The sequence below is a fragment of the Streptomyces sp. NPDC002088 genome (assembly GCF_040296605.1).
In the GTDB taxonomy this organism is placed as follows: domain Bacteria; phylum Actinomycetota; class Actinomycetes; order Streptomycetales; family Streptomycetaceae; genus Streptomyces.
In genome coordinates, this window is the sequence record NZ_JBEOXO010000002.1 from 196,947 (window position 1) to 223,517 (window position 26,571).

Annotated in this window: 23 protein-coding genes; 12 read left to right on the forward strand and 11 right to left on the reverse strand. The window is 70.8% G+C overall.

Annotated elements, in window-relative coordinates:
• Positions 1 to 3: 3 nt before the first annotated feature.
• Together ABT114_RS04620 and ssd are read right to left on the reverse strand one after the other, a co-directional pair.
• Complete coding sequence (locus tag ABT114_RS04620; protein ID WP_351138555.1) at positions 4 to 1,293, reverse strand: TadA family conjugal transfer-associated ATPase; 1,290 nt, start codon at positions 1,291 to 1,293, stop codon at positions 4 to 6.
• Positions 1,290 to 2,402: a septum site-determining protein Ssd gene (gene ssd, locus ABT114_RS04625; RefSeq protein WP_351139490.1), complete on the reverse strand. Its 1,113-nt coding sequence runs from the start codon at positions 2,400 to 2,402 to the stop codon at positions 1,290 to 1,292. Before ssd ends, ABT114_RS04620 begins: the two co-directional genes overlap by 4 nt.
• Before the next feature lie 571 nt (positions 2,403 to 2,973).
• Here ssd and ABT114_RS04630 point away from each other — a divergent pair.
• The gene (locus tag ABT114_RS04630) at positions 2,974 to 3,807 is read left to right on the forward strand and encodes an HAD family hydrolase (protein ID WP_351138557.1); all 834 of its coding nucleotides are present in this window, start codon (positions 2,974 to 2,976) and stop codon (positions 3,805 to 3,807) included.
• Between the two features lie 415 nt (positions 3,808 to 4,222).
• Here ABT114_RS04630 and ABT114_RS04635 read toward each other — a convergent pair whose 3' ends face one another.
• Positions 4,223 to 5,047 carry a Fic family protein gene (locus ABT114_RS04635; RefSeq protein WP_351138559.1) on the reverse strand — a complete coding sequence of 275 codons (825 nt, stop codon included), beginning with the start codon at positions 5,045 to 5,047 and terminating at the stop codon, positions 4,223 to 4,225.
• A gap of 101 nt (positions 5,048 to 5,148) precedes the next feature.
• On the opposite strand from ABT114_RS04635, the gene ABT114_RS04640 reads away from it, so the two are divergent.
• The gene (locus ABT114_RS04640) at positions 5,149 to 6,183 is read left to right on the forward strand and encodes an ATP-binding protein (protein ID WP_351138561.1); all 1,035 of its coding nucleotides are present in this window, start codon (positions 5,149 to 5,151) and stop codon (positions 6,181 to 6,183) included.
• A gap of 39 nt (positions 6,184 to 6,222) precedes the next feature.
• Here the strand turns inward: ABT114_RS04640 and ABT114_RS04645 are convergent, their stop codons facing one another.
• Positions 6,223 to 7,503 (reverse strand): polysaccharide deacetylase family protein, encoded by a 1,281-nt coding sequence (locus ABT114_RS04645; protein ID WP_351138563.1) that lies wholly within the window; start codon positions 7,501 to 7,503, stop codon positions 6,223 to 6,225.
• A gap of 335 nt (positions 7,504 to 7,838) precedes the next feature.
• Between ABT114_RS04645 and ABT114_RS04650 the strand changes: the two genes are divergently transcribed.
• From ABT114_RS04650 to ABT114_RS04675, 6 genes are all read left to right on the forward strand, one after another.
• Positions 7,839 to 10,484: a SulP family inorganic anion transporter gene (locus ABT114_RS04650; protein WP_502987395.1), complete on the forward strand. Its 2,646-nt coding sequence runs from the start codon at positions 7,839 to 7,841 to the stop codon at positions 10,482 to 10,484.
• Between the two features lie 345 nt (positions 10,485 to 10,829).
• Positions 10,830 to 12,788, forward strand: a complete 1,959-nt coding sequence (acs, locus tag ABT114_RS04655) for an acetate--CoA ligase (protein ID WP_351138565.1) — start codon at positions 10,830 to 10,832, stop codon at positions 12,786 to 12,788.
• Positions 12,789 to 12,992: 204 nt separating this feature from the next.
• Entirely contained in the window at positions 12,993 to 14,426 is a 1,434-nt protein-coding gene (gene nhaA / locus ABT114_RS04660; RefSeq protein WP_351138567.1) for a Na+/H+ antiporter NhaA, read from the forward strand.
• A gap of 144 nt (positions 14,427 to 14,570) precedes the next feature.
• Positions 14,571 to 15,065 carry a phage holin family protein gene (locus tag ABT114_RS04665; RefSeq protein WP_351138569.1) on the forward strand — a complete coding sequence of 165 codons (495 nt, stop codon included), beginning with the start codon at positions 14,571 to 14,573 and terminating at the stop codon, positions 15,063 to 15,065.
• On the forward strand, positions 15,062 to 16,012 hold the full coding sequence (locus tag ABT114_RS04670; RefSeq protein ID WP_351138571.1) for an alpha/beta fold hydrolase: 951 nt from the start codon (positions 15,062 to 15,064) through the stop codon (positions 16,010 to 16,012). The genes ABT114_RS04665 and ABT114_RS04670 overlap by 4 nt, the downstream gene beginning before the upstream one ends.
• Before the next feature lie 127 nt (positions 16,013 to 16,139).
• The gene (locus tag ABT114_RS04675; RefSeq protein WP_351138573.1) at positions 16,140 to 16,319 is read left to right on the forward strand and encodes a hypothetical protein; all 180 of its coding nucleotides are present in this window, start codon (positions 16,140 to 16,142) and stop codon (positions 16,317 to 16,319) included.
• 22 nt (positions 16,320 to 16,341) lie between these two features.
• Here the strand turns inward: ABT114_RS04675 and ABT114_RS04680 are convergent, their stop codons facing one another.
• The 3 genes from ABT114_RS04680 to nth form a co-directional block, all read right to left on the reverse strand.
• Positions 16,342 to 17,541 (reverse strand): MarP family serine protease, encoded by a 1,200-nt coding sequence (locus ABT114_RS04680; protein ID WP_351138575.1) that lies wholly within the window; start codon positions 17,539 to 17,541, stop codon positions 16,342 to 16,344.
• Between the two features lie 95 nt (positions 17,542 to 17,636).
• Positions 17,637 to 18,332, reverse strand: a complete 696-nt coding sequence (locus ABT114_RS04685; RefSeq protein WP_351138577.1) for an NUDIX hydrolase — start codon at positions 18,330 to 18,332, stop codon at positions 17,637 to 17,639.
• Positions 18,333 to 18,644: 312 nt separating this feature from the next.
• Positions 18,645 to 19,478: an endonuclease III gene (nth, locus tag ABT114_RS04690; protein WP_502987405.1), complete on the reverse strand. Its 834-nt coding sequence runs from the start codon at positions 19,476 to 19,478 to the stop codon at positions 18,645 to 18,647.
• A gap of 367 nt (positions 19,479 to 19,845) precedes the next feature.
• On the opposite strand from nth, the gene ABT114_RS04695 reads away from it, so the two are divergent.
• Together ABT114_RS04695 and ABT114_RS04700 are read left to right on the forward strand one after the other, a co-directional pair.
• Positions 19,846 to 20,520: a Crp/Fnr family transcriptional regulator gene (locus tag ABT114_RS04695; protein WP_351138581.1), complete on the forward strand. Its 675-nt coding sequence runs from the start codon at positions 19,846 to 19,848 to the stop codon at positions 20,518 to 20,520.
• Between the two features lie 126 nt (positions 20,521 to 20,646).
• Positions 20,647 to 21,468 (forward strand): nucleotidyltransferase domain-containing protein, encoded by an 822-nt coding sequence (locus ABT114_RS04700; protein WP_351138583.1) that lies wholly within the window; start codon positions 20,647 to 20,649, stop codon positions 21,466 to 21,468.
• Positions 21,469 to 21,503: 35 nt separating this feature from the next.
• On the opposite strand, the gene ABT114_RS04705 is transcribed toward ABT114_RS04700, so the two are convergent.
• The 4 genes from ABT114_RS04705 to sp36 form a co-directional block, all read right to left on the reverse strand.
• On the reverse strand, positions 21,504 to 22,334 hold the full coding sequence (locus ABT114_RS04705) for an MBL fold metallo-hydrolase (RefSeq protein WP_351138585.1): 831 nt from the start codon (positions 22,332 to 22,334) through the stop codon (positions 21,504 to 21,506).
• Positions 22,331 to 23,200 carry an NUDIX hydrolase gene (locus ABT114_RS04710; protein WP_351138587.1) on the reverse strand — a complete coding sequence of 290 codons (870 nt, stop codon included), beginning with the start codon at positions 23,198 to 23,200 and terminating at the stop codon, positions 22,331 to 22,333. Before ABT114_RS04710 ends, ABT114_RS04705 begins: the two co-directional genes overlap by 4 nt.
• 87 nt (positions 23,201 to 23,287) lie before the next feature.
• Positions 23,288 to 23,755, reverse strand: a complete 468-nt coding sequence (locus ABT114_RS04715) for a RidA family protein (protein ID WP_351138589.1) — start codon at positions 23,753 to 23,755, stop codon at positions 23,288 to 23,290.
• Entirely contained in the window at positions 23,752 to 23,913 is a 162-nt protein-coding gene (gene sp36, locus ABT114_RS04720) for a Sp36 family protein (RefSeq protein WP_010986011.1), read from the reverse strand. The genes ABT114_RS04715 and sp36 overlap by 4 nt, the downstream gene beginning before the upstream one ends.
• Before the next feature lie 279 nt (positions 23,914 to 24,192).
• Here sp36 and bagA point away from each other — a divergent pair, with 279 nt between their 5' ends.
• Both bagA and bagB read left to right on the forward strand, forming a co-directional pair.
• Positions 24,193 to 25,170: an ATPase BagA gene (gene bagA, locus ABT114_RS04725; protein ID WP_351138592.1), complete on the forward strand. Its 978-nt coding sequence runs from the start codon at positions 24,193 to 24,195 to the stop codon at positions 25,168 to 25,170.
• Complete coding sequence (gene bagB, locus ABT114_RS04730; RefSeq protein WP_351138595.1) at positions 25,167 to 26,570, forward strand: ATPase BagB; 1,404 nt, start codon at positions 25,167 to 25,169, stop codon at positions 26,568 to 26,570. Before bagA ends, bagB begins: the two co-directional genes overlap by 4 nt.
• Position 26,571: the final 1 nt, after the last annotated feature.

A 26,571-nucleotide genomic window follows, 5' to 3' on the forward strand; every position in this document is an offset into this window, starting at 1 on the left:
CGCTCACCACTTCCTCCCGTTCTCGTCATCCGGCGCTTCTTCACGCGCCGGACCGCCCTCACCGCCCAGCACCGCCTTGCCGTCCGGACCGTTCTCCTCGCCCTGGCTGTTCTCGTCCTCCCGGCCGTGCAGCAGCCCACGCAGCCGCTCCCATCCCCGCTCGCGGGCGAACGCCTCCGGGCCCCACCGCAGCGCCGGCACCGTCCTCACCAGCCCCGATGTGTCCCGCTCCAGCACGTGCACCTCGGCGATCCGGCGCCGTCCCGCCCGGTCGCGCACCAGGTGCAGGACCACCGACAGCGCGGCCGCGACCTGGCTGTGCAGCGCGGCCCGGTCGAGCCCTGCCGCCGTGCCGAGCGCTTCCAGCCGGGCCGGTACGTCGGCGGCCGCGTTGGCGTGGACGGTCCCACAGCCGCCTTCGTGACCGGTGTTCAGCGCGGCCAGCAGATGGACCACTTCGGGGCCTCGCACCTCGCCGACGACCAGCCGGTCCGGGCGCATGCGCAGCGCCTGCCGCACCAGGTCCTCGAGAGTGACGAGGCCGGCGCCCTCCTGGTTTGCGGGTCTCGTCTCCAGGCGTACGACGTGCGGATGGTCCGGCCGCAGTTCCGCCGAGTCCTCCGCGAGCACGATCCGCTCGCCGGGCCCGACGAGCCCGAGCAGCGCGCTCAGGAGGGTTGTCTTGCCGCTGCCGGTCCCGCCGCTGATCACGAAGGACAGCCGGGCCCGCAGCAGCGCCCGCAGCACGCGGTCCCCGCCCGGCGGCACTGTGCCCGCCGCCACCAACTCGTCGAGCGTGAACGCACGCGGGCGTACCACCCGCAGCGACAGACAGGTGCAGCCGACGGCGACCGGGGACAGTACCGCGTGCAGCCGGGTGCCATCCGGCAGCCGGGCGTCGGCCCAGGGCCGCGCGTCGTCCAGCCGGCGTCCGGCCACCGCCGCGAGCCGCTGTGCGAGGCGTCGTACGGCCGCCGCGTCCGGGAAGGCGACGGCCGTCAGCTCAAGCCCGCCGCCCCGGTCCACCCACACCCGGTCCGGAGCCGACACCAGTACGTCGGTCACCGTGGGATCGGCGAGCAGCGGTTCCAGGGGCCCGCTGCCGACCAGCTCGGAGCGCAACTGCTCGGCCGCGCCGAGCACCTCGGCGTCCCCGAGTACCCGTCCCTGTTCGCGCAGGGCCTGCGCCACACGCGCGGGTGTCGGTTCGGCGCCGCTCTCGGCCAGCCACTGCCGTACGCCGTCGAGGAGCCCCGGGCCGGTCGCCCGCTCCAGTCCGGGAAGCGTGCTCATGCGGCACCTGCCTCGACCAGGGCCCGCTCCCAGAACTCCTTGCAGAACCGGGCGAGCGGTCCCCGCGCGGCCGCGCCCGGCGGCGCCTTGCCACCGTTCGGGCGCAGCAGCCCGGATTCCACGGGTACCTCGCCGGCCAGGGGCAGTCCGAGCAGCCGTGCCACCTCGCGGTCATCGAGTCCGGGCGTGTACGGCCCTCGTACCGCCACCCGCAGGTCGCGCAGGACCATGCTGACGGCGGAGGCCACTCGGCCCGCCGCGGCGACGGCGCGCAGTTCGGCGGGGACCACAAGAAGCCCGAGGTCGAGCTGGGCGAGGGCCTCGGCCACCCCGTCGTCGATGCGGCGCGGCAGGTCCACGACGACCGTGCCGCCCCGGCGTCGGGCCGCCGCGAGCACCGCCCGTACGGCCTGGGGCGGGATGGCGACGCAGTCGCCGCGGTCCCAGCTCAGCACTCGCAGCGAGTGCAGGCGCGGCAGGGACTCCTCCAGAGCGCCGCCGCCGACCCGCCCGCGGGAGGCGGCGAAGGCGGGCCAGCGCAGCCCCTCGGCCGTCTCGCTGCCGAGGAGTACGTCGAGTCCGCCACCCAGCGGATCGGCGTCCACGAGCAGGGTGCGCAGCCCCTCGCGGGCGGAGGTGACGGCGAGCGCGCACGCGAGGGTGGACGCTCCGGCGCCCCCGCGGCCGCCGATCACGCCGACGGTGAGCGCGGGCCGACCGACGCCCTCGGCGACGTCGGCGATGCGGTCGACCAGCCACTGCTCCCCGTCGGGCAGCATCAGGACGTGGTCGGCGCCGATCTCGACGGCCCGCCGCCACACCCCGGAGTCGTCCTGGTCACGGCCGACGAGCACCACTCCGCGCCTGCGGGCGGCCCCGCTCACCCGCCGAGCGGCGTCGTCGCCGACCAGGACGAGCGGCGCAGCCTCCCAACTGCCTCTCGGCTCCGGCACCCCGTGGTGGACCTCGGGCGTGGCGCCGGCCGCCGCACACAGGCGCAGCAGGTCGTCGAGGAGTTCTGCGTCCTCCGTGACGATCAACGGTTTGCCCTGCCGCCCTCCGGCGGCCGGCGGCGGGTCGTGCGTGACGGTTCCGGCCACGGTTTCCATCCCCCTTCGCTGCATGTCGCGCAGCCTCTGCGGCCCCGCGATTCCCAAACGTGTGAAGATCCGGCATCCGGCCGCCATATGAGCGGCCGCCAGAAACCGGCCCTACGCGTCCGACAATCGGAACCGGCCAGGAACTCGCCGCCGGCCGGACGCGTTGGAATCACGGTGCAGCGATCCCGGAAATCGTGTGGATCTTGGTCGAAAACTGTGGACAACTCAGCTGTTGTGAATATCGCCGTCACCCAAACCGGTGACCTCCGTACTGCTCCCTGTGCGACTTCCGCAGAGCAGTCTTTCAACTACACACAGTGACCGCTCATGGGCATGCGAAGAGGGCGGCCGCAGCCGCCTCAACACGGCACCGTGGCCGCTCAGAAAGGGGGAAAACCCGTCCGGACATGCGACGACCCCCGCCGGGGGGGAGAGCGGGGGTCGTCTCCACGGCCGACTCGGGGGGGGAGGAGTCGGACCGGGTTAGCACGGTCGCGAACGATCCGTGACTTCCATGGTGTACCCGAGAGCCCTCTCAAGCAAACCCACGCGCCAACCTTACGCCGAATGGGCTGCACCTATGCTCGGGCTCGTGGAAAACCACTCCTTGCCCCGCACAGCAGCCTTCTTTGACCTGGACAAGACGGTCATTGCGAAGTCGAGCACGCTCACCTTCAGCAAGTCCTTCTACCAAGGCGGGCTGATCAACCGCAGGGCCGCCTTGCGGACCGCATACGCCCAGTTCGTCTTCCTGCTGGGCGGCATGGACCACGACCAGATGGAGCGCACGCGCGAGTATCTGTCCGCACTGTGCCGCGGCTGGAACGTCCAACAAGTGAAGGAAATCGTGGCCGAGACCCTTCACGACCTGATCGATCCGATCATCTACGACGAGGCCGCCTCCCTCATCGAGGAGCACCACACCGCCGGACGTGACGTGGTGATCGTGTCCACGTCCGGTGCCGAAGTGGTCGAGCCGATCGGCGAGCTGCTCGGCGCGGACCGCGTGGTGGCCACCCGGATGGTCGTGGGCGACGACGGTTGTTTCACCGGAGAGGTGGAGTACTACGCCTACGGCCCGACGAAGGCCGAGGCGATCAAGGAGCTGGCCACCTCCGAGGGGTACGACCTCGCCCGCTGCTACGCCTACAGCGACTCGGTGACCGACCTGCCGATGCTCCGCGCCGTCGGCCATCCGCACGCCGTCAATCCGGACCGCGCGCTGCGCCGTGAGGCGCTCACGCACGGATGGCCGATTCTCGACTTCCACCGACCGGTGCGGCTCAAGCAGCGAATTCCGGGGCTCTCCGTACCGCCCCGCCCCGTTCTCGTCGCGGCCGCGGCAATAGGGGCCGCGGCAGCCACGGCAGGACTTGTCTGGTACACGAGTCGGCGCCGGGGGCCGGTCGCCTGACCTGCACGTTCGCCGCCACCCGGCCTTCCCTGACACTTTGGTGACCGTTTCGCATGTTTTTGTACTAAAAGTAAAGAAGTGCGGCCAGGGCTTCCGCTTTCTCCGGGTGTGCAGTACAAAGGAATCAGGCCCGCGAGACCAAGGACATCCGAGAGGATCACCTTTTAAACGCATTTGGCCCCACGGACCCAGCATGAACACCAGGCACCCACGCGACGTCGACCCGTCGATTACGGGCCAGCCGCACCAGGTGACGGGCGAGGTTCCCGGCCTGATGGGCACATATTCGAGGACGCTTGGTAACCCGGTGAACATGCCAGCGGCGGTACGAGAAATCGTACCGCCGCAACCCTGTTAAGCCCCTTCAGGGGCTTTTTTCGTACCCCACGCGCACGTGCCCCCACGCACGCGTGCGTTACGCCGCCCCGCGCTGCAGCGCCTCACACACCGCCGTCGACTCGCGGGCCCCGAGTTCGACGGCCTTGCCACAGTGGGCGATCCAGGCCGCCATACCCTCCGCAGTGCCCGAGACATAGCCGTCAAGCGCCGCGAGGTAGGCCGCCCGGCCCAGCTCGGCGTGGCCGACCTCGGCCGGGCAGACGGACTTGGGGTCGAGGCCACTGCCGACCAGGACGATGCGCTCGGCCGTGCGCGCGACCAGGCCGTTATGGGAGGCGAAGGGACGCAGCGCGAGGAGCTCGCCGTGGACCACGGCGGCCGTCACCAGGGCAGGGGCGGAACCGCCCGCGATGATCAATTCGGACAGGCCTTCCAGACGGCCCGAGACATCCGCCGCGCTCGGCAGCGGCAGCTCGATCAGCGGCTCGCCGACGCTCTCGCCCGCCTGGCGCGGCCGCCCGACCTCGTCGCCCTGGCTCGCGGCGGCGACCAGGTGCAGCCGGGCCAGCACCCTGAGAGGCGACTGCCGCCAGATGGACAGCAGCTGGCCCGCCTCAGCGGTCAGCCGGAGCGCCGCCCCCATCGCGCGCGCCTCGTCGTCGCCGCTGAAGTCGGTGCGCCGGCGTACCTCTTCGAGGCCCCAGTCCGCGCCGGACAGCGCCGCGGAGCCGCGGGCGCCGCGCAGCGCCGCTTCGGAGGTGATCTCGTTGCTGCGCCGCCGCATGACCCGGTGCCCGTAGACCCGGTCCACGGCCTTGCGCACGGACTCCACGGACTCGGCCACACCGGGCAGTGAGCCCAGGGCCGCAAGCGGATCGGCGGTCGCGCCTGTCGTACTCATGAGTACGACACTACGCACCCCGAGCGCACACCCCACGAAGGAGTGGTCTTCTTCACTCCCTCACGCCACGTACAGCTACCCTGCGACTACCCTTGGTGAACATGAAAATTGCTTTCGTCGGGAAGGGCGGCAGTGGCAAGACCACCCTGTCCTCCCTGTTCATCCGCCACCTCACGGCCGCCGGCGCGCCGGTCGTCGCCGTCGACGCCGACATCAACCAGCACCTGGGCGCCGCGCTCGGCCTCGACGAGGCGGAGGCAGCGAGGCTGCCCGCGATGGGCGAACGGCTGCCACTGATCAAGAACTACCTGCGCGGTTCCAACCCGCGCATCACCTCCACCGAGACGATGATCAAGACGACCCCGCCCGGCGAGGGCTCTCGACTGCTGCGGGTGCGCGAGCCCAATCCGGTCTACGACGCCTGTGCGCGGCCGGTGGAACTCGACGGGGGCGCCGTCCGTTTGATGGTCACCGGCCCGTTCACGGACGCCGACCTGGGGGTCGCCTGCTACCACTCCAAGACGGGAGCGGTGGAGCTGTGCCTGAACCACCTGGTGGACGGCCGTGATGAGTACGTCGTGGTCGACATGACGGCGGGCTCGGACTCTTTCGCCTCCGGCATGTTCACCCGCTTCGACATCACGTTCCTCGTCGCAGAGCCGACCCGGAAGGGGGTCTCCGTCTATCGCCAGTACAAGGAGTACGCCCGCGACTTCGGTGTCGTCCTGAAGGTCGTCGGCAACAAGGTGCAGGGCCAGGACGACGTCGACTTCCTCCGCGACGAAGTCGGCGAGGACCTGCTCGTGACGGTGGGGCACTCGGACTGGGTGCGCGCCATGGAGAAGGGCCGGCCGCCCCGGTTCGAGCTCCTGGAGGACACCAACCGCCGCGCCCTGCGTCTGCTGCACACGGCTGTCGACGCGACGTACGAGCTGCGCGACTGGGAGCGCTACATGCGGCAGATGGTGCACTTCCACCTGAAGAACGCCCAGTCGTGGGGCAATGAGCGCACTGGGGCCGACCTGGCGGCGCAGGTCGACCCCGGGTTCGTGCTCGGCGAAGGGGTCACCGCCCCCGTACAGCGGGAACTACTGCACGGCGAGAACCACTGCACACAAAGGGCTGCTGCACGGTGAAGACTGCTGCAACGTTGCAGGACTACTGCACGGCGAGGACTACTGCTGGACCGCCGGTGCCCCGGGCACACCCTTGGGGGCGGGTGCCGGGCGGGCCGACAGGAAGGACGCCCAGCCCTGCTTCGGGGCCTCGCCGACCTCGAGGGTGCGCAGCCTGGCCAGGGTCTGGGGGTCCTGGGCATCCAGCCAGTCGGCGAGCTGCCGGAAGGAGACGCAGCGCACCTCGGGCTTGTTGCAGACGTTCTCGATGACATCGTCGAGGGCCCGCATATAGGTGCCGCCGTTCCAGGACTCGAAGTGGTTGCCGATGATCAGGGGCGCGCGGTTGCCGCCGTAGGCGCGGTCGAAGCCCTTGAGCAGGCCGTCCCGCATCTGCTCACCCCAGTACTCGTACTTGTCCGGGTCGCCCTGGGTCTGGGTGCCCGACTGGTTGACCATGAAGTTGTAGTCCATGGTGAGCTGCTCGTAGGTGTGCCCGGGGAAGGGCACGAGCTGCATGGACAGGTCCCACAGACCTTGCTTCTTCTTCGGCCAGACCTGGTTGTTGACGCCGCTGGTGTCATAGCGGAAGCCCAGCTCGCGGGCGGCCTTCATGAAGTTCTGCTGGCCCTCCAGGCAGGGGGTGCGGGCGCCGACGAGCTCTTTGTCGTAGTCGAAGGGCAGCGGGGACGCCGTCTTCATGCCGGAGTTGGTCTTCCAACTCTTGACGAACTGCTTGGCCTGGGCGATCTCGTCCTTCCACTCCTCGACGGACCACTCGCCGACACCACCGTTGGGCCCGCAGAAGTGGCCGTTGAAGTGGGTGCCGATCTCGTTGCCCTCCAGCCACGCCAGGCGCAGCTGCTTCACTGTGTCGGCGATGCCCTGCTCGTCGTTGAAGCCGATGTCGGAGCGGCCCGGTGAGTGCTCCGGAGGCTTGTAGAGGTCGCGCTTCTCCTCCGGCAGCATGTACACGCCGCTCAGGAAGTACGTCATCGTCGCGTTGTTCTCCTTGGCGAGCTTACGGAAGTGGGAGAACAGCTTCTGACTGTCCTCGCCCGCCCCGTCCCAGGAGAACACCACGAACTGCGGTGGCTTCTGACCGGGCTTGAGCCGCTCCGGCCTCGGCAGATGCGGCTGCGCCCCGGTGTACGCGGTGGAGCCGTCGCCGATCAGGCGGACCACGCTCCCCGGCGCCGGGGCTCCCTTGGCCTTCTGCGGGCCGGGCGCCCCTTCCTTCGTGCCATTGGAACCACCGGTTCCCGTCGTACAACCGGCGAGCGATGCGGCTACGACCGCGGCGACCACAGCGCCCGCGGCGATCCTCTGGGTGGCGACCATGTTCCGCCCACCTACTTCCTTCTCTCAGGCCAACGCTGATGAGGGCGTCTTCCGGGATGTGCCGGGGCGAGCCGACAGCGCCGCCAAGGTCGCACGGGGCCGAGAAGGAATTAGTACGACAAGCCGATGAAATGCTCACATCACTCATCGGGGTGACTTATTACCCCGTTTGCCCGTAAAGTCCACGCAAACCCTTTACTCTGCATTACTGTCTATTTACCGAACGTTGATTCATCCCGCCGCTGCACGCCGTGACCCACGGCCGCGACCAGATCCCCGCCATCGACGGGGACCATCCGTTCCGCGACCGCGCTGCCCCGGAGGAGACGGGAAACATGTCAGCCAGCGTCCCCATCCACCCCCAAGCCATCGGCCTCGCCCTGGCGATGGCGCCCCCCGCCGCCGACGCGACCCGGACGGAGCGCCACCGCCAACCCCACAGCCCCCGACCGGTCCCACCCCACCGCTTCCCTGGCTCGGGTGCCGACCTGTCCGCCTCGATCGCGGTCTTCCTGATCGCTCTGCCCCTGTCGCTCGGCATCGCCCTCGCCACTGGCGCACCGCTCCAGGCCGGCCTCGTCGCCGCCGCCGTGGGCGGCCTCGTCGTCGGCCGGCTAGGCGGCTGCCCGCTCCAGGTCAGCGGCCCGGCCGCCGGACTCACGGTCGTCACCGCCGACCTCATCCACCGCTACGGATGGCGTACGACCTGCGCCATCACCGTCCTCGCCGGACTCGCCCAACTGGGCCTGGGCTGCCTGCGCGTGGCACGCACCGCGCTCGCCGTCAGCCCCGCCGTCGTGCACGGGATGCTCGCCGGCATCGGCATCACCATCGCCGTCGCGCAGCTGCACATCGTCCTCGGTGGCAGTCCGCAGAGCTCCGTCCTCGCCAACCTCCGCGCGCTGCCCGCCCAGTTGGCCGGCCTGCATCCCGCCGCCGTGTCCATGAGCGCGCTGACCCTCACCCTGCTGCTGCTCTGGCCGCGGGTCCCGGGCCGGGCCGGCCGACTGCTGCGCAGGATCCCGGCGGCGCTCGTCGCCGTCGCCGGGGCCACCGCGACCGCGGCGCTCGCCGGTTTGGCCCTGCCCCGGGTCGACCTGCCGTCCTGGCACAGCCATGCTCTGGCCGGTCTGCCCGAGGGACCGGTGCTCGGTCTGGTCACCGCCGTGCTCACCACCACGCTGGTGTGCAGCGTGCAGTCGCTGCTCGGCGCGGTCGCCGTGGACAAGCTGGTGGCCGGGACTCCCGGGCTGAGCGCCCGCGTCGGCCGCTCCGACCTGGACCGCGAACTGCTCGGCCAGGGCGCCGCCAACGTCGTCTCCGGCGCGCTCGGCGGACTGCCCGTCGCGGGCGTGGCCGTGCGCAGTTCGGCGAATGTGCAAGCCGGTGCGGTGAGCCGGAACTCCACGATGCTGCACGGCGTTCTCGTAGTAGTCGCCGCGCTGTTCATGGTTCCGACCCTGGAGTTCATCCCGCTCGCCTCGCTCGCCGCCCTGGTGATGGCCGTCGGCATCCAGATGGTGTCCCTGCACCACATCCGCACGGTGACCCGCCACCGAGAAGTGCTGGTGTACGCCGTCACCACACTCGGCGTGGTGATCTTCGGCGTCCTGGAGGGCGTGGCGCTGGGCATCGCCGTGGCCGTCGCCGTCGCCCTGCACCGCCTCACCCGCACCCGCATCACCCGCGCCGAAAGGGAAGGAGTCCATCACGTACACGTACGAGGACAGCTGACGTTCCTCGCGGTGCCGCGGCTCAGCCGGGCCCTGCATCTCGTACCCCAAGGCGCCCATGCCGTCGTGGAGTTGGACGGTTCGTTCATGGACCACGCGGCATACGAGTCCCTGCAGGACTGGCAGAAGACGCACACCGCGCGGGGCGGCTCCGCCGAGCTGACCGGCCGCCGCGCCGGGGTCCGGATCGCCGAGCCCTCCGGTTCGGCAGGCCGCCACGCCGAACCTGGGACCGACGGGCCTGAGGGCTCCGCCGGCTGCCGCTGCCGGCCCTGGACGCACTGGCGCAACCACCAGTGCGAGCGCCCGCAGCCCGCCCCGCCACCCGACGGACACCCGGGCGGAGCACTCGGCGGAGGCCCGGACGGAGCACTCGGCGGACGCCCGGACAGAGTTCCCGACGGAGCACCCGGTGGAGGTCCGAGCGGAGCGCTCGGCGGACGCCCGGACGGAGTTCCCAGCGGAGTTCCCGACGGAGGTCCCGACGGAGGTCCCGACGGAAGCCCGGACGGAGGTCCCAGCGGAGTTCCCGACGGAGACCTGGCAGACCCCGCCGTGTCCGAGCCCAGTGAGCACCAACTGGTGCGTGGCATCAGTGCGTTCCAACGCAACACCGCGCCCCTGGTGCGGGGTGAGTTGGCTCGACTGGCCCGCGAAGGTCAGCGCCCGGCCCAGCTCTTCCTCACCTGTGCCGACTCCCGCCTCGTCACCTCGATGATCACCTCCAGTGGTCCGGGCGACCTCTTCGTGGTGCGCAACGTGGGCAACCTCGTGCCGCTGCCCGGCGAGGAGAGCGGGGACGACTCGGTGGGGGCCGCGATCGAGTACGCGGTGGACGTGCTGAAGGTGCGCTCCATCACGGTGTGCGGGCACTCCGGGTGCGGGGCCATGCAGGCGCTGCTCAACTCCGAGCCTGACGGCGCCCGGACGTCGCTGAAGCGCTGGCTGCGACACGGTTTGCCGAGCCTGGAGCGCATGGCCGACGACACCCTGCCCTGGGCCCGGCTGTCCGGGCGCCGGCCCGCCGACGCGGTCGAGCAGCTCTGCCTGACCAACGTCGTCCAGCAGCTCGAGCACCTACGCGCACACGAGTCGGTGGCCCGGGCCCTGCGGGAGGGGGCGCCGCTGGAGCTGCACGGGATGTACTTCCATGTGGGCGAGGCGCAGGCATATCTGCTCACGGAGGCCGGCGCGGTGTTCGACCACGTGGGGGACGGCGGACGCGTCCGCGTGAACCCGGCCCGCTGATCCCAAAGCCGGATCCCGAACCCCGAAACCCGGACCCCAGGGGCAGGGGTCAGGGGGCAGGGGTCCGGACCCCGGACCCCTGCCCCCAAGACCAAGACCAAAAATCCCGAACTCCAGGCCCGGATCCCCTACAGCTGCGCGGCCCCGGCCAGCATGGGGCCGCACCCCTCTCACGCCTGGGACTCCGGGGACTCCGGCTGTGAGGTCGGCGACACGCCGGGTGACCCCTGCCACTCGGCCTCGCACAGGTCTAAACCAATTTTGGGGACGGCCCTTGTCATCGGACCCCCCGTCTGATGAGCTGTGGCCTGGGACACAACGGACACCCTTCGAAAGGGAGATGTCGTGAGCAACGAAAGCCTGGCCAACCTGCTCAAAGAAGAGCGCAGGTTCGCGCCACCCGCCGACCTGGCGGCGAACGCCAATGTCACCGCGGAGGCGTATGAACAGGCCAAGGCTGACAGGCTCGGCTTCTGGGCCGAGCAGGCCCGTCGACTTACCTGGGCCAAGGAGCCGACCGAGACGCTGGACTGGTCGAACCCGCCGTTCGCCAAGTGGTTCAAGGACGGCGAGCTCAACGTCGCGTACAACTGCGTGGACCGGCATGTCGAGGCGGGGAACGGCGACCGCGTCGCCATCCACTTCGAAGGGGAGCCCGGCGACAGCCGTGCCATCACCTATGCCGAGCTCAAGGACGAGGTGTCGAAAGCCGCCAACGCGCTGCTGGAGCTCGGCGTTCAAACGGGCGACCGGGTCGCCGTCTACATGCCGATGATCCCCGAGACGGCGATCGCGATGCTGGCCTGCGCCCGCATCGGCGCCGCGCACTCGGTCGTCTTCGGCGGCTTCTCGGCGGACGCCCTCGCCACCCGCATCCAGGACGCCGACGCCAAGGTCGTCATCACCTCCGACGGCGGCTGGCGGCGTGGCAAGCCGTCCGCGCTGAAGCCGGCCGTGGACGACGCCATCGCGCGCGTGGACAACGTCGAGCACGTGCTCGTGGTCCGCCGTACCGGCCAGGACGTCGCCTGGAACGACGAGCGGGACGTGTGGTGGCACGAGATCGTCGAGCGTCAGTCCGCCGAGCACACCCCGGAGGCGTTCGAGGCCGAGCAGCCGCTGTTCATCCTCTACACGTCCGGTACGACCGGTAAGCCGAAGGGCATCCTGCACACCTCCGGCGGCTACCTCACGCAGACCGCGTACACGCACCACGCCGTCTTCGACCTCAAGCCGGAGACCGACGTGTACTGGTGCACGGCCGACGTCGGCTGGGTCACCGGGCACTCGTACATCGTCTACGGGCCGCTCGCGAACGGCGCGACCCAGGTCATGTACGAGGGCACGCCCGACACGCCGCACCAGGGCCGCTTCTGGGAGATCGTGCAGAAGTACGGGGTGACGATCCTGTACACGGCGCCGACCGCGATCCGTACGTTCATGAAGTGGGGCGACGACATCCCCGCGAAGTTCGATCTCAGCAGCCTGCGGGTGCTGGGGTCGGTGGGTGAGCCCATCAACCCCGAGGCCTGGATCTGGTACCGCAAGCACATCGGTGCCGACAAGACGCCCATCGTCGACACCTGGTGGCAGACCGAGACCGGCGCGATGATGATCTCGCCGCTGCCGGGCGTGACCGAGGCCAAGCCGGGGTCCGCGCAGCGCCCGCTGCCGGGCATCTCGGCGACCGTCGTCGACGACGAGGCCAAGGAAGTACCGAACGGCGGCGGTGGATACCTCGTCCTCACCGAGCCGTGGCCGTCGATGCTGCGCACGATCTGGGGTGACGACCAGCGGTTCCTCGACACGTACTGGTCGCGTTTCGAGGGCAAGTACTTCGCCGGCGACGGCGCGAAGAAGGACGACGACGGCGACATCTGGCTCCTCGGGCGCGTCGACGACGTGATGCTGGTGTCCGGGCACAACATCTCGACGACCGAGGTCGAGTCGGCGCTCGTCTCGCACCCGGCGGTCGCCGAGGCGGCCGTCGTCGGCGCGGCGGACGAGACGACCGGGCAGGCGATCGTCGCCTTCGTCATCCTGCGCGGCACGGCGAACGCCGAGGACGAGAGCCTGGTCGCCGATCTGCGCAACCACGTCGGCGCCACCCTCGGCCCGATCGCCAAGCCGAAGCGCATCCTGCCGGTGGCGGAGCTGCCGAAGACGCGCTCCGGCAAGATCATGCGACGGCTGCTGCGGGACGTCGCGGAGAACCGCCAGCTCGGCGATGTCACCACGCTCACGGACTCCACGGTCATGGACCTGATCCAGACGAAGCTTCCGGCGGCGCCGAGCGAGGACTGAGTACGGCCCCGGGGGCGCCCGGGAGCACACCGGGCGCCCCTTTTCATTCTCTTTCGCCCCTTTTGCGCGAACAGCGGCATTTACCTGTGTAATGGTCAGGTAAACTGGCGACCTCAGGGTGTGCCGGGAAGTCTGGTCGGCAACGCCGTCGGCGACCCCGCGTGACGGCCGTCAGCAAGCCGTACCGACCCGGAGGTCCTCACCGTGGCCGCGCCCAGCACCAGCAACCGCAGGGTCCTCGGACGTCTGTCGTTGCCCGAGCGGACCTTCGTCGCGGACGCGCTGCGCACCGAGACGGTCGGCGGCGTGCTGCTGCTCGTCGCCGCGATCACCGCGCTGGTCTGGGCGAACATACCGGCGCTGCACGACAGTTACGAGAGCGTCAGCCACTTCCACTTCGGCCCCGAGGCCCTCGGCCTGCACCTGTCCGTGGCGCACTGGGCCGCCGACGGACTCCTCGCGGTCTTCTTCTTCGTCGCCGGCATCGAGCTCAAGCGCGAGCTTGTCGCCGGTGACCTGCGCGACCCCAAGGCCGCCGCCCTGCCCGTGGCCGCCGCGCTGTGCGGCATGGCGGTACCCGCCCTCGTCTACACCCTCACGAACCTCACCGGCGGGGGCTCCCTGGACGGCTGGGCGGTCCCCACCGCGACCGACATCGCGTTCGCGCTGGCGGTACTCGCGGTCATCGGTACGTCGCTGCCCAGCGCCCTGCGCGCCTTCCTGCTCACCCTCGCCGTCGTCGACGACCTGTTCGCGATCCTGATCATCGCGGTCTTCTTCACCGAGCGGATCGATTTCGCCGCACTCGGCGGTGCCGTCGTCGGCCTCGCCGTCTTCTGGCTGCTGCTGCGCAAGGGCGTACGCGGCTGGTACGTGTACGTCCCGCTCGCCCTCGTGATCTGGGCGCTGATGTACAACAGCGGCGTGCACGCCACCATCGCCGGCGTCGCCATGGGCCTGATGCTGCGCTGCACCACCGGGGAGGGCGAGGCGCACTCCCCCGGCGAGCACGTCGAACACCTCGTACGGCCCCTGTCGGCGGGGCTGGCTGTTCCGCTGTTCGCGCTGTTCAGCGCTGGTGTCGTGGTCTCCGGGAGCGCGCTCGGGGACGTCTTCACCAAGCCGGAGACCCTGGGGGTCGTGCTGGGCCTCGTCGTCGGCAAGGCGCTCGGCATCTTCGGCGGCACCTGGCTCACGGCCCGCTTCACCCGGGCGTCCCTCAGCGACGACCTGGCCTGGCCCGACGTGTTCGCCGTCGCCACGCTCGCCGGCATCGGCTTCACCGTCTCGCTGCTCATCGGTGAGCTCGCCTTCGATGGCGACGCCGTCCTGACGGACGAGGTCAAGGCCGCCGTCCTCACCGGCTCGCTCATCGCGGCGACGCTGGCGACCGTGCTGCTGAAGCTGCGCAACGCCAGGTACCGCAGGCTGTGCGAGAACGAGGAGCGCGACGACGACCTCGACGGCATCCCGGACATCTACGAGGAGGACGAGCCGGAGTACCACCTGCGGATGGCCGAGATCCACGAGCGCAAGGCCGCCGAGCACCGCCGGATCGCCCAGGAGAAGGCCGTGGCGCGGCACGGGCTTGCCGAAGTACCGGGCGGGGCAGGCGAGGAGGACGACGGTCCGGCATGATCTGACGGGACGGTACAAAAGAGCGGGACCGTACGCAGCCGGACAGACGCCGGACAGACGTTGCAGGGCGACGCACAGACGTCGCACCGACGCCACCGACGTCGTACGGGCGACGGAACCGCACGCAACAACAGGGAGACCGCGATGAGCGCACCCGACGGCAGCCCGGTCGGCGCCGAACGCAGCATCGGCCAGCTGTTCGCCTCAGCGACGACCGAAATGTCGGCGCTGGTGCACGACGAGATCGCGCTGGCGAAGGCGCAGCTCAAGCAGGACGTCAAGAGGGGCGCGACGAGCGGCGGCGCGTTCTCGGTGGCCGCCATGGTCCTGCTGTTCTCCCTGCCGATGCTGAACTTCGCCCTCGCGTACGGCATCCGCACCTGGAGCGGCTGGAACCTCGCGGTCTGCTTCCTGCTGTCCTTCGCGGCGAACGTGCTGGTCGCCGGCGTCCTCGCGCTGATCGGCGTCGTCTTCGCGAAGAAGGCGAAGAAGAGCAAGGGCCCGCAGAAGGTCGCGGCCTCGATGAAGGAGACGGCGGGCGTCCTGCAGAAGGCCAAGCCGCATCCGCGCCCGGCGACCCCCGCCCTGGAGGACCGGGCGCCCGCGGCCATCGAGGCTGTGGCACGCTCGTCCTCATGACGGACCCTGCCACACCTTCGGCGCAGCCCACCTCGGTCGTACGGTCGGACATCCCCGGCGGGCACGAGGTGACGCACCGGGATGTCGCCGCCAACGGCGCCCGCTTCCACATCGCGGAGCTGGGCGACGGCCCCCTGGTGATGCTGGTGCACGGCTTCCCGCAGTTCTGGTGGGCCTGGCGGCACCAGCTGGTCGCGCTGGCCGACGCGGGCTTCCGGGCCGTCGCCATGGACCTGCGCGGCGTGGGTGGCAGCGACCGCACCCCGCGCGGCTACGACCCCGCCAACCTCGCTCTCGACATCACCGGCGTGATCCGCTCGCTCGGCGAGCCGGACGCCGCGCTGGTCGGCCACGGCCTGGGCGGCTATCTGGCGTGGACGGCGGCGGTGATGCGCCCGAAGCTCGTACGGCGCCTCGCGGTCTCCTCGATGCCGCACCCCCGGCGCTGGCGCTCGGCGATGATCTCCGACGTCAAGCAGACGGCGGCGAGTTCCTACATCTGGGGGTTCCAGCGGCCCTGGATCCCGGAGCGGCAGCTCACCGCCGACGACGGCGCGCTGGTCGGCCGGCTGATCCGCGACTGGTCCGGGCCGCGCCTGCCGGACGACGAGGCGGTGGCGACGTACCGCCGCGCCATCTGCATCCCCTCTACGGCGCACTGCTCCATCGAGCCGTACCGCTGGATGGTGCGCTCCCTGGCCCGGCCGGACGGCATCCAGTTCAACCGCCGCATGAAGCGGCCGGTACGCGTACCGACCCTCCACCTGCACGGCTCGCTCGACCCGGTGATGCGCACGCGCAGCGCGGCCGGCTCCGGGGAGTATGTCGAAGCGCCGTACCGCTGGCGGCTGTTCGACGGGCTCGGGCACTTCCCGCACGAGGAGGATCCGGTCGCTTTCTCGACCGAACTGGTCAACTGGCTGAAGGATCCCGAACCCGATCGGTGACCGCTCCAATGCGCCCGGTATCCGAACTTGAACAACTGTCCTACGAACAGCCAATTGCCCGGCGCATAGGCCAATTGGAGGCCTCGGAGGCGGTTATCGACCTTGGGGCAGGGGCAGACGTCGGGGTATGGGCTGGACGCACGACTACAGTGACGCAGCACGCAACCGCCGCTCGGCCGGTGGTCTGAGCTCCCACCAGAGGGGCGCCCCGCAGCTCGCGGAGGCGGACCCCAGGGTGGGAATCCCGCGCATCCTGCGCCGCCGGGCCCGCTGGGTCTCGGTACGTCTGCGTCACCCGCGCGGCTGAGTCCGCGCGGGCCTCGCCCGGCCTAGAGCGCGCAGCTGTCGCTGCTCACCTGCTGGTTCGCACTCCGCCCCTCGGCGATGTCCTGCTGGATCTCGTCGGCGGTGAGCGCGTACCCGGTGTCGGCGTCGTCGAGCGACTTCGCGAACACCACGCCGTACACCTTGCCGTCGGGCGTGAGCAGCGGGCCGCCGGAGTTGCCCTGGCGGACGGTGGCGTAGAGCGAGTAGACGTCGCGGCGCACGGTGCCGCGGTGGTAGATGTCCGGGCCGTTGGCCGAGATGCGCCCGCGCACGCGCGCGGCGCGCACGTCGTACGACCCGTTCTCCGGGAAGCCCGCGACGATCGCGCTGTCGCCGCTCGCCGCGTCCTCGGACGAGAACCGCAGGACGGGTGCGTCGAGGTCCGGTACGTCGAGTACGGCGATGTCGCGCTGCCAGTCGTAGAGGACGACCGTGGCGTCGTACCGCCTGCCCTCGCCGCCGATCTGGATGGTGGGCTCGTCGACGCCCCCCACGACGTGCGCGTTGGTCATCACGCGACGGTCCCCGAAGACGAAACCGGTGCCCTCCAGGACCTTGCCGCAGCCCTCGGCGGTGCCGGTGACCTTGACGATGGAGCGCTGGGCGCGGGTGGCGACCGCACTGTTCGCGAGGGCCGGGTCCGGGGGCTGGACGTCGGTGATCGGCTCGTTCGAGAACGGGCTGAAGACCTGCGGGAAGCCGTTCTGCGCGAGGACCGAGGAGAAGTCGGCGAACCAGGTGTCGGCCTGGGTGGGCAGCGCTTGGGACACGCCGAGGAGCACCTTGGAGCTGCGGACCTCCTTGCCGAGCGTGGGCAGGGTGGTGCCGGCCAGCGCCGAGCCGATCAGCCAGGCGACCAGCAGCATGGCGACGACGTTGACGAGGGCGCCGCCGGTCGCGTCCAGCGCGCGGGCCGGGGACCAGGTGATGTACCGGCGCAGCTTGTTGCCGAGGTGGGTGGTCAGGGCCTGCCCCACGGAGGCGCAGACGATGACGACGACCACCGCGACGACGGCGGCCGTGGTGCTGACCTCCGAGTTGTCGGTCAGCCAGTCCCAGATGACGGGCAACACGTAGACGGCGACGAGACCGCCGCCCAGGAAGCCGATCACCGACAGGATGCCGACGACGAACCCCTGGCGATAGCCGACGATCGCGAACCACACGGCTGCGACCAGCAGCAGGATGTCCAGCACGTTCACCGCTTCAGGCCTCGCCTCAACACTTTCCGGTCACTCCAGACGGCTGGGGGTCCGGGGGTTGTCCCCCCGATGGACACAGCACGGACGACACCCTGTCATGACCGCCAGTCGAGTGGCACCGTCTTCTCGCGGTCCCAGGGGCGCTCCCAGCCCGCGTAGTGCAGCAGGCGGTCGATCACTCCGGCCGTGAAACCCCACACCAGGGCCGATTCGACCAGGAATGCGGGACCCCGGTGACCACTGGGGTGAACGGTGGTGGCGCGGTTGCCGGGGTCCGTGAGATCCGCCACGGGGACGGTGAAGACCCGGGCGGTCTCGTTCGGGTCGACGACGCCGACCGGGCTCGGCTCTCTCCACCAGCCCAGCACCGGTGTGACGACGAATCCGCTGACCGGGATGTACAGCTTGGGCAGCACACCGAAGAGCTGGACGCCGCCCGGATCGAGGCCGGTCTCCTCCTCGGCCTCGCGCAGGGCGGCGCGCAGCGGCCCGTCGGCCTTCGGGTCACCGTCCTCCGGATCCAGGGCACCACCCGGGAAGGAGGGCTGGCCGGCGTGGGAACGCAGCGAGCTGGCGCGCTCCATGAGCAGCAGCTCGGGACCGCGCTCCCCCTCGCCGAAGAGGACAAGGACGGCGGACTGCCGCCCCGCGCCGTTCTCCGGTGGCAGGAAGCGGCTCAGCTGGAGCGGCTCGACCGTCTCGACGGCGTGCACCACCGGGTCGAGCCACGCGGGCAGACCGCTCTTGCTGAGCACCACCGGCCCACCCTGAGTCTCACGCGCCCACGTCATCGCCACCCCCGTCGTCCTGCCTGCTACTCCAACGCCTTACGGGACCGAGATCGTTCCGGACGGGGCGGACGGGTCCGGCGCTCCGGAAGGACCCGGCGCTTCGGGAGGACCCGACGGTCCGGGCGGACCCGACGGTCGCGGCGCTCCGGAAGGACCCGACGATCCCGGCGCTCCGGAAGGACCCGACGATCCCCGCGGACCCGACGGTCCGGGCGAGCGGTCGGCTCCTCGTCGTCTGGTCGGTTCGATCGGCCCGGTCGGCCCGGTCGGCCCGGTCGGTTCGATCGGCTCCGTTGATCCGCCGGCTTCCCGTCATCCGGCCCCCAGCGGCGGTGCCGGCTTGCCTCCCGCGTCCAGGTAGGCCTGCGGGGGCTTCAGGCGCTGGCCCGGGAAGCCGCCCTTCTCGTACTTGAGCAGCTTCTTCGCCTTCTCCGGGTCTGTCTCGCCCTCGCCGTACGCCGGGCAGAGCGGGGCGATGGGGCAGGCGCCGCAGGCGGGCTTGCGGGCGTGGCAGATGCGGCGGCCGTGGAAGATCACGTGGTGCGAGAGCATCGTCCACTCGCTCTTGGGGAAGAGCGCTCCGACGGCCGCCTCGATCTTGTCCGGGTCGGTCTCGTCGGTCCACTGCCAGCGCTTCACCAGCCGCTGGAAGTGTGTGTCCACGGTGATGCCGGGCCGCCCGAAGGCGTTGCCGAGTACGACGAAGGCGGTCTTGCGGCCGACGCCGGGCAGCTTGACGAGGTCCTCCAGCCGGCCCGGGACCTCGCCTCCGAACTGCTCGGCCAGGGCCTTGGAGAGACCTATCACCGACTTGGTCTTGGCCCGGAAGAAGCCCGTGGGACGCAGGATCTCCTCGACCTCCTCGGGATTGGCGGCGGCCAGATCCTCGGGGGTCGGGTACTTGGCGAAGAGAGCGGGCGTGGTCTGGTTGACCCTGAGGTCCGTGGTCTGGGCGGACAGGACCGTGGCGACCAGAAGCTCGAACGGGTTCTCGAAGTCCAGCTCGGGGTGGGCATAGGGGTAGGCCTCGGCGAGCTCGCGGTTGATACGGCGGGCGCGGCGGACGAGGGCGGTGCGGCTCTCTGCCTTCGGAGGCTTGACGGCGGCTTTCTTCGCCGAAGCCCCCTCTGTCACCCTTGACGCCACTGTCCCCTTTGACGCCTTTACTGGCTTTACCACCTTCGCCACCTTTGCCGTCTTTATCGCTTTCTTGCTGCCGCCGGACTCCTGTTCGCCCACAGCCGAATCCCGACGTACAGCCACCCGTCCAGCCCCCTTGGCCTGTGCTCTCACGGCGATTTGGAGACCCGGCCAGCCTAAAGCCCACCACCGACATCCGCCCCGGACCTTGAAGATCGGCCCCCAATTGGCCCCCTGCCGCTTACCTCGGGACACGTGTACGGCATCCTTGTGACAGATCACACTGTTTGGACCGTCCGGCAAAATGGGGAGCACGGTCCCCTGGTACACCGGGGAGCAAGATCCCCTGAGCAGGTCGACAAGGAGAGAACTCGTGGACGACGTTCTGCGGCGCAACCCGCTCTTCGCGGCACTCGACGACGAGCAGGCCGCCGAGCTTCGCGCCTCCATGAGTGAGGTGACCCTGGCACGCGGCGACTCCCTCTTCCACGAGGGCGACCCGGGTGACCGGCTCTACGTGGTCACCGAGGGCAAGGTCAAGCTGCATCGCACATCCCCCGACGGCCGCGAGAACATGCTGGCGGTGGTGGGTCCCAGCGAGCTCATCGGCGAACTGTCGCTCTTCGACCCGGGCCCGCGCACGGCGACGGCCACCGCGCTGACCGAGGTCAAGATGCTCGGCCTCGGCCACGGCGACCTCCAGCCCTGGCTGAACGCACGCCCCGAGGTGGCCACCGCGCTCCTGCGCGCCGTCGCCCGCCGACTGCGCAAGACCAACGACGCCATGTCCGACCTGGTCTTCTCGGACGTCCCTGGCCGCGTGGCCCGAGCCCTGCTGGACCTCTCCCGCCGCTTCGGCGTGCAGTCCGAGGAGGGCATCCACGTCGTCCACGACCTGACGCAGGAGGAGCTGGCGCAGCTCGTCGGCGCCTCGCGCGAGACGGTCAACAAGGCACTGGCCGACTTCGCCCAGCGCGGGTGGCTCCGCCTGGAGGCACGCGCCGTGATCCTGCTCGACGTGGAGCGGCTGGCGAAGCGATCGCGCTGACCTCGACGGCGGTCTGCCACCGACCTCGACGGCCGGCCGTGGCTGCCCGTGGACCGCGGGCAGCGGACCGCGGGCAGCGCTGAAAATGAGCCGCGCCGCCCCGTCCCGCCGGGGCACAGTGAGCGCATGACCGAAACCGTTCGCCGCCCAGGGCTGGACGCCCAGGGATACATCGCCCGCGAAGGCTCCCTCGCGCGCGTGCCGCCCGACTACAGACCCGTCGTCGCCGCGGCACGGGACCGGCTGCTGGACGTGTTCGGGGCGCGGCTGCACAGCGCGTACCTCTACGGGTCGATTCCACGCGGCACCGCGCGCGTGGGGCGCAGTGATCTGGATCTGCTCCTCATCCTGCGCGAGGAACCGACCGAGGTGGACCGGACGGACGCGCGGGCGCTCGACGAGGCGCTCGACAAGGAGTTCTGGCAGATCGACGGGGGCGGCACGCTCCTGGTCGGCCGGGAGCGGGCGCTGAGCGAGCTGGAGCGGTACGACCTCGGCTGGTTCGTCGCGTGTCTGTGCACGCCACTCATCGGTGAGGACCTCGCCGAGCACCTGCCGCGCTACCGTCCCGACTCACTGCTCGCCCGTGAGACGAACGGAGACCTGGCCCTCCTCCTGCCCCGCTGGCGGGAGCGGATCGCCGACGCCGAGGACACCGAGGCGGCCCGGCGGCCCCTCGTCCGCTTCATGTCCCGCCACCTGGTCCGCACCGGTTTCACCCTCGTCATGCCCCGCTGGAACGGCTGGACGAGCGACCTGCACGAGATGGCCGAAGCGTTCGGCGGCCACTACCCCGAGCGCGCCGAGCAGCTGCGGGCCGCGGCCGTGCTCGGGTACGAGCCGACCGGGGACGCGGACGTGCTGCGGTCGTACGTCGACGACCTCGGCCCGTGGCTCGCCGAGGAGTACGCGCGCGTGCACGGCATCAAGGCCCCCAGGCCCGACTGACGTGACTGGCGCCCGGCGACCGGCGACCGGATCGGCTAGATGAGCCCGTGCTCCTCCAGGTACTCCAGCTGCGCCCGCACCGACAGCTCCGCCGCCGGCCACAGGGAACGGTCGACGTCCGCGTACACATGGGCTACGACCTCGGCCGGGGCCAGGTAGCCGTTCTCGACGGCTGTCTCGACCTGGGCGAGCCGGTGGGCGCGGTGGGCGAGGTAGAACTCGACGGCGCCCTGGGCGTCCTCCAGGACGGGCCCATGGCCCGGCAGCACCGTGTGGACGCCGTCGTCGACCGTGAGCGACCTGAGCCGCCGCAGGGAGTCCAGGTAGTCGCCCAGGCGGCCGTCCGGGTGCGCCACGACCGTCGTACCGCGGCCCAGGATCGTGTCGCCGGTCAGGACGGCCTGGTCGGCCGGGAGGTGGAAGCAGAGGGAGTCCGCGGTGTGGCCGGGGGTCGGTACGATCCTCAGCTCCAGCCCGCCGACCTCGACCACGTCTCCGGCCGCCAGCCCCTCGTCGCCCAGCCGCAGCGCCGGGTCCAGGGCCCGCACCTTCGTCCCCGTCAGCTCGGCGAAGCGGGCGGCGCCCTCGGCGTGGTCGGGGTGGCCGTGCGTCAGCAGGGTCAGCGCGACGCGCTTGCCGGCCTTCTCGGCCATGTCGACGACGGTGCGCAGGTGGCCGTCGTCCAGCGGGCCCGGATCGACCACGACGGCCAGCTCGGAGTCGGGTTCGCCGAGGATCCAGGTGTTCGTGCCGTCCAGGGTCATCGCGGAGGCGTTGGGCGCCAGGACGTTGACGGCCCGCGCCGTGGCGGGACCGGAGAGGACCCCGCCCCGCGGCTGTCCGGGAAGGGCTGCTGCGTCCGTCATTCGGGGGCTCCACCGGTCGGGATGTGCTTGGTGAACTCGTCGTGGCCGGGCCAGGAGAGCACGATGTCGCCGTTCTCCAGGCGCGCGCGGGCCAGTACGGGGGTCAGGTCGCGGCCGGGTGCGGCGGCCAGGGCCGCGGCTGCGGTGGGGTACGGGAGCAGCTGGCGCAGGGTCGCCACGGTGGGCGGCATCATCAGCAGCTCACCCTTGTCGTACGAGGCCGCCGCGTCCTGCGGCCGGATCCACACCGTGCGGTCGGCCTCCGTGGAGGCGTTGCGCGTGCGCTGGCCTTCGGGGAGGGCGGCCACGAAGAACCAGGTGTCGTAGCGCCGGGACTCGAACTCCGGGGTGATCCAGCGGGTCCAGGCGCCGAGGAGGTCGGAGCGCAGGACCAGGCCGCGGCGGTCGAGGAACTCCGCGAAGGACAGGTCGCGGGCGACGAGGGCCGCGCGGTCGCTCTCCCAGTCCGCGTCCGTGGTGTCGCCGACCACCGTGTCGGGGGTCGGCCCGGCGAGCAGGACGCCGGCTTCCTCGTACGTCTCCCGTACGGCCGCGCAGACGATCGCCTGGGCGGCCTTCTCGTCGACGCCGAGCCGGTCGGCCCACCACGCGCGCGTGGGGCCCGCCCAGCGGACGAGGTGGTCGTCGTCGCGGGCGTCGACGCCGCCGCCCGGGTACGCGTACGCGCCTCCGGCGAAGGCCATGGAGGCGCGTCTGCGCAGCATGTGCACGGCGGAGCCGCCGTCGGTGTCCTTCAGGAGCATGACGGTGGCCGCGCGCCTGGGGGTCACCGGTGTGAGCGTGCCCTCCGTGAGCGCACGGATGCGTTCCGGCCAGTCCGCGGGAAACCACTGCCCATTCGCCATGGGCGGAGGCTATCCCGTAGCGCGCGGATGTTCGAGAGGCACGATCACGGGCCGCCACGGAGAGCCCTGAGGAGCCCTTGGGCGCGGTTACGCCTGTGTCAGCTCCACCTGGATCTCGACCTCCACCGGCGCGTCCAGCGGCAGCACCGCCACGCCGACCGCGCTGCGCGCGTGCACGCCCTTGTCGCCGAGCACCTCGGCCAGCAGCTCGCTGGCGCCGTTGACGACACCCGGCTGGCCGGTGAAGTCGGACGCCGAGGCCACGAAGCCCACGACCTTCACCACGCGCGCGATGCGGTCCAGGTCGCCGGTGACGGACTTCACGGCGGCCAACGCGTTCAGCGCGCAGGTGCGGGCCAAGCCCTTGGCCTCCTCCGGGGTGACCTCCGCGCCCACCTTGCCGGTGACCGGAAGCTTGCCCTCCACCATCGGGAGCTGGCCGGCGGTGTACACGTACACGCCCGACCGTACGGCCGGCTGGTACGCGGCGAGCGGCGGCACGACCTCCGGCAGGGTCAGGCCCAGCTCGACGAGCCTCGCCTCGACCGCGCTCACGCCTGCCGCTCCCGCTTCAGGTAGGCCACGAGCTGCTCGGGGTTGTTCGGCCCGGGCACGACCTGGACGAGCTCCCAGCCGTCCTCGCCCCAGGTGTCCAGAATCTGCTTCGTGGCATGGACGAGCAGCGGCACGGTTGCGTATTCCCACTTGGTCATGTGGCCGACTGTATCCGCTGTGGTCCGCGGGACAGGTGGCGACCACGACCGTCGTCACACACAGGTCGAGTGCCGACTGTCACGCCCGTCGCGCACAGGTCGAGTGCCCGAATGGCCACCCCGTCACGCGCAGGCCGAATGCCCGGCTGTCGTGCCCGTCGCGCACAAGCCGAATGCCCGACTCTCGCTCCGTTTTCCACAAGCCATGTGGCCGAGTCTCGCCCCTCTTGTCCACAGCCTGCCGGTTGGCTCGGGCGCGGACTGGTTACGCTCGAAGACGTGAGCAGGCTCCAGGTCGTCAGCGGCAAGGGCGGGACCGGAAAGACGACGGTCGCCGCAGCCCTCGCGCTGGCCCTCGCGACCGAGGGGAAGCGGACGCTTCTCGTCGAGGTCGAGGGCCGGCAGGGCATCGCGCAGCTCTTCGAAACGGAAGCGCTGCCTTATGAGGAGCGGAAGATCGCCGTCGCTCCGGGGGGCGGGGAGGTGTTCGCCCTGGCCATCGACCCCGAACTGGCCCTTCTGGACTACCTCCAGATGTTCTACAAGCTGGGGAGCGCGGGGCGCGCCTTGAAGAAGCTCGGCGCGATCGACTTCGCCACCACCGTCGCGCCCGGCCTCAGGGACGTACTCCTGACCGGGAAGGCGTGCGAGGCGGTCCGCCGGAAGGACAAGAGCGGGCGGTTCATGTACGACTACGTCGTCATGGACGCGCCCCCGACGGGACGCATCACGCGGTTCCTCAACGTCAACGACGAGGTCGCGGGTCTGGCGAAGATCGGGCCGATACACAATCAGGCGCAGGCCGTGATGCGGGTGCTGAAGTCGGCGGAGACGGCCGTGCACCTGGTGACGCTGCTGGAGGAGATGCCCGTCCAGGAGACCGCCGACGGCATCGCGGAACTCCGCGCCGCCGGGCTGCCGGTGGGGCGGATCATGGTCAACATGGTGCGGCCCGAGGCGTTGGACGCGGCCGACCTGGAACTCGTACGGACCGTGCCGCGCACCGCCCTGGCGCGGTCGCTGTCCGGCGCCGGGCTCGGCGGGGCGCGGCGCGGCGGGAACGCCGAGCGGTTGGTGGATCCGCTGCTGGCGCAGGCCGAGGAGTACGCCGAGCGGTACGCGCTGGAGCACGAGCAGCGCGCCGTCCTGGGCGAGCTCGGCCTGCCGCTGCACGAACTGCCGCTGCTCGTCGAGGGCATGGACCTGGCGGGACTGTACGAACTGGCCACCGAGTTGCGGAAGCAGGGGATGTCATGAGTCCGGACCCGGCGCCTGCGCAGGACACCGCGCGTCGTCTCTCCCCCGCGCGCGTGCTCGACGTCGATCCGCTGCTCGACGATCCCGGGACCCGGATCGTCGTCTGCTGCGGCTCGGGCGGGGTCGGGAAGACCACCACCGCGGCGGCGCTGGGCCTGCGTGCGGCCGAGCGGGGCCGCAAGGTCGTCGTCCTCACCATCGACCCGGCCCGCCGACTCGCCCAGTCAATGGGCATCGACTCGCTGGACAACACCCCGCGGCGGGTCAAGGGAGTCGACGGGGACGGCGAGCTGCACGCCATGATGCTCGACATGAAACGCACCTTCGACGAGATCGTCGAGGCGCACGCGGACCGGGAGCGGGCCGCCACGATCCTGAACAACCCCTTCTACCAGTCGCTCTCGGCGGGCTTCGCGGGCACGCAGGAATACATGGCGATGGAGAAGCTCGGGCAGCTGCGGGCCCGGGACGAGTGGGACCTGATCGTCGTCGACACGCCGCCGTCCCGCTCGGCGCTCGACTTCCTCGACGCGCCCAAGCGGCTCGGGTCCTTCCTGGACGGGCGGCTGATCCGGCTGCTGACGGCGCCGGCGAAGCTGGGCGGACGCGCGGGGATGGCGTTCCTGAACGTCGGGATGTCGATGATGACCGGCACGCTCGGCAAGCTGCTGGGCGGTCAGCTCCTCAAGGACGTCCAGACGTTCGTGGCCGCGATGGACACGACCTTCGGCGGTTTCCGCACGCGCGCGGACGCGACGTACAAGCTGCTGCAGGCGCCGGGGACGGCGTTCCTGGTGGTCGCGGCCCCGGAGCGGGACGCGCTGCGCGAGGCCGCGTACTTCGTGGAACGGCTGGCCGCCGAGGACATGCCGCTCGCCGGTCTGGTGCTCAACCGGGTCCACGGCAGCGGAGCCGCCCGGCTGTCGGCCGAGCGGGCACTCGCCGCTGCGGAGAACCTCGACCTCGCCGCCGAACCCGCCGATCCCGACGAACCCGCCAATCCCGCCGGTCCCGACGAACCCGCCGCGGAAAATCTTGAAGAGCCCCGCATTGTGGATCAGGACGGCGGGAAAGCTGGTCTTCGTAACTCTCCCGACACGTACGGCAGTTCAGAGCCTTCCGCATCCCAGCCCGGCTCCCCGGGCACCGACCAGTCCACCGGCGCCGGTCAAAGCATCGAGCAGCTCACCGCAGGCCTGCTGCGCCTGCACGCCGAACGTATGCAACTGCTGTCCCGCGAGCAGCGCACGCGTGACCGCTTCACCGCGCTCCACCCCGAGGTGGCGGTGGCCGAAGTGGGCGCGTTGCCCGGCGACGTGCACGACCTCGCGGGGCTGCGGGACATCGGGAACCGGCTCGCGGCCAACCGGCCGGAGCTGCCCGAGGCTGCCGACAGCTGAG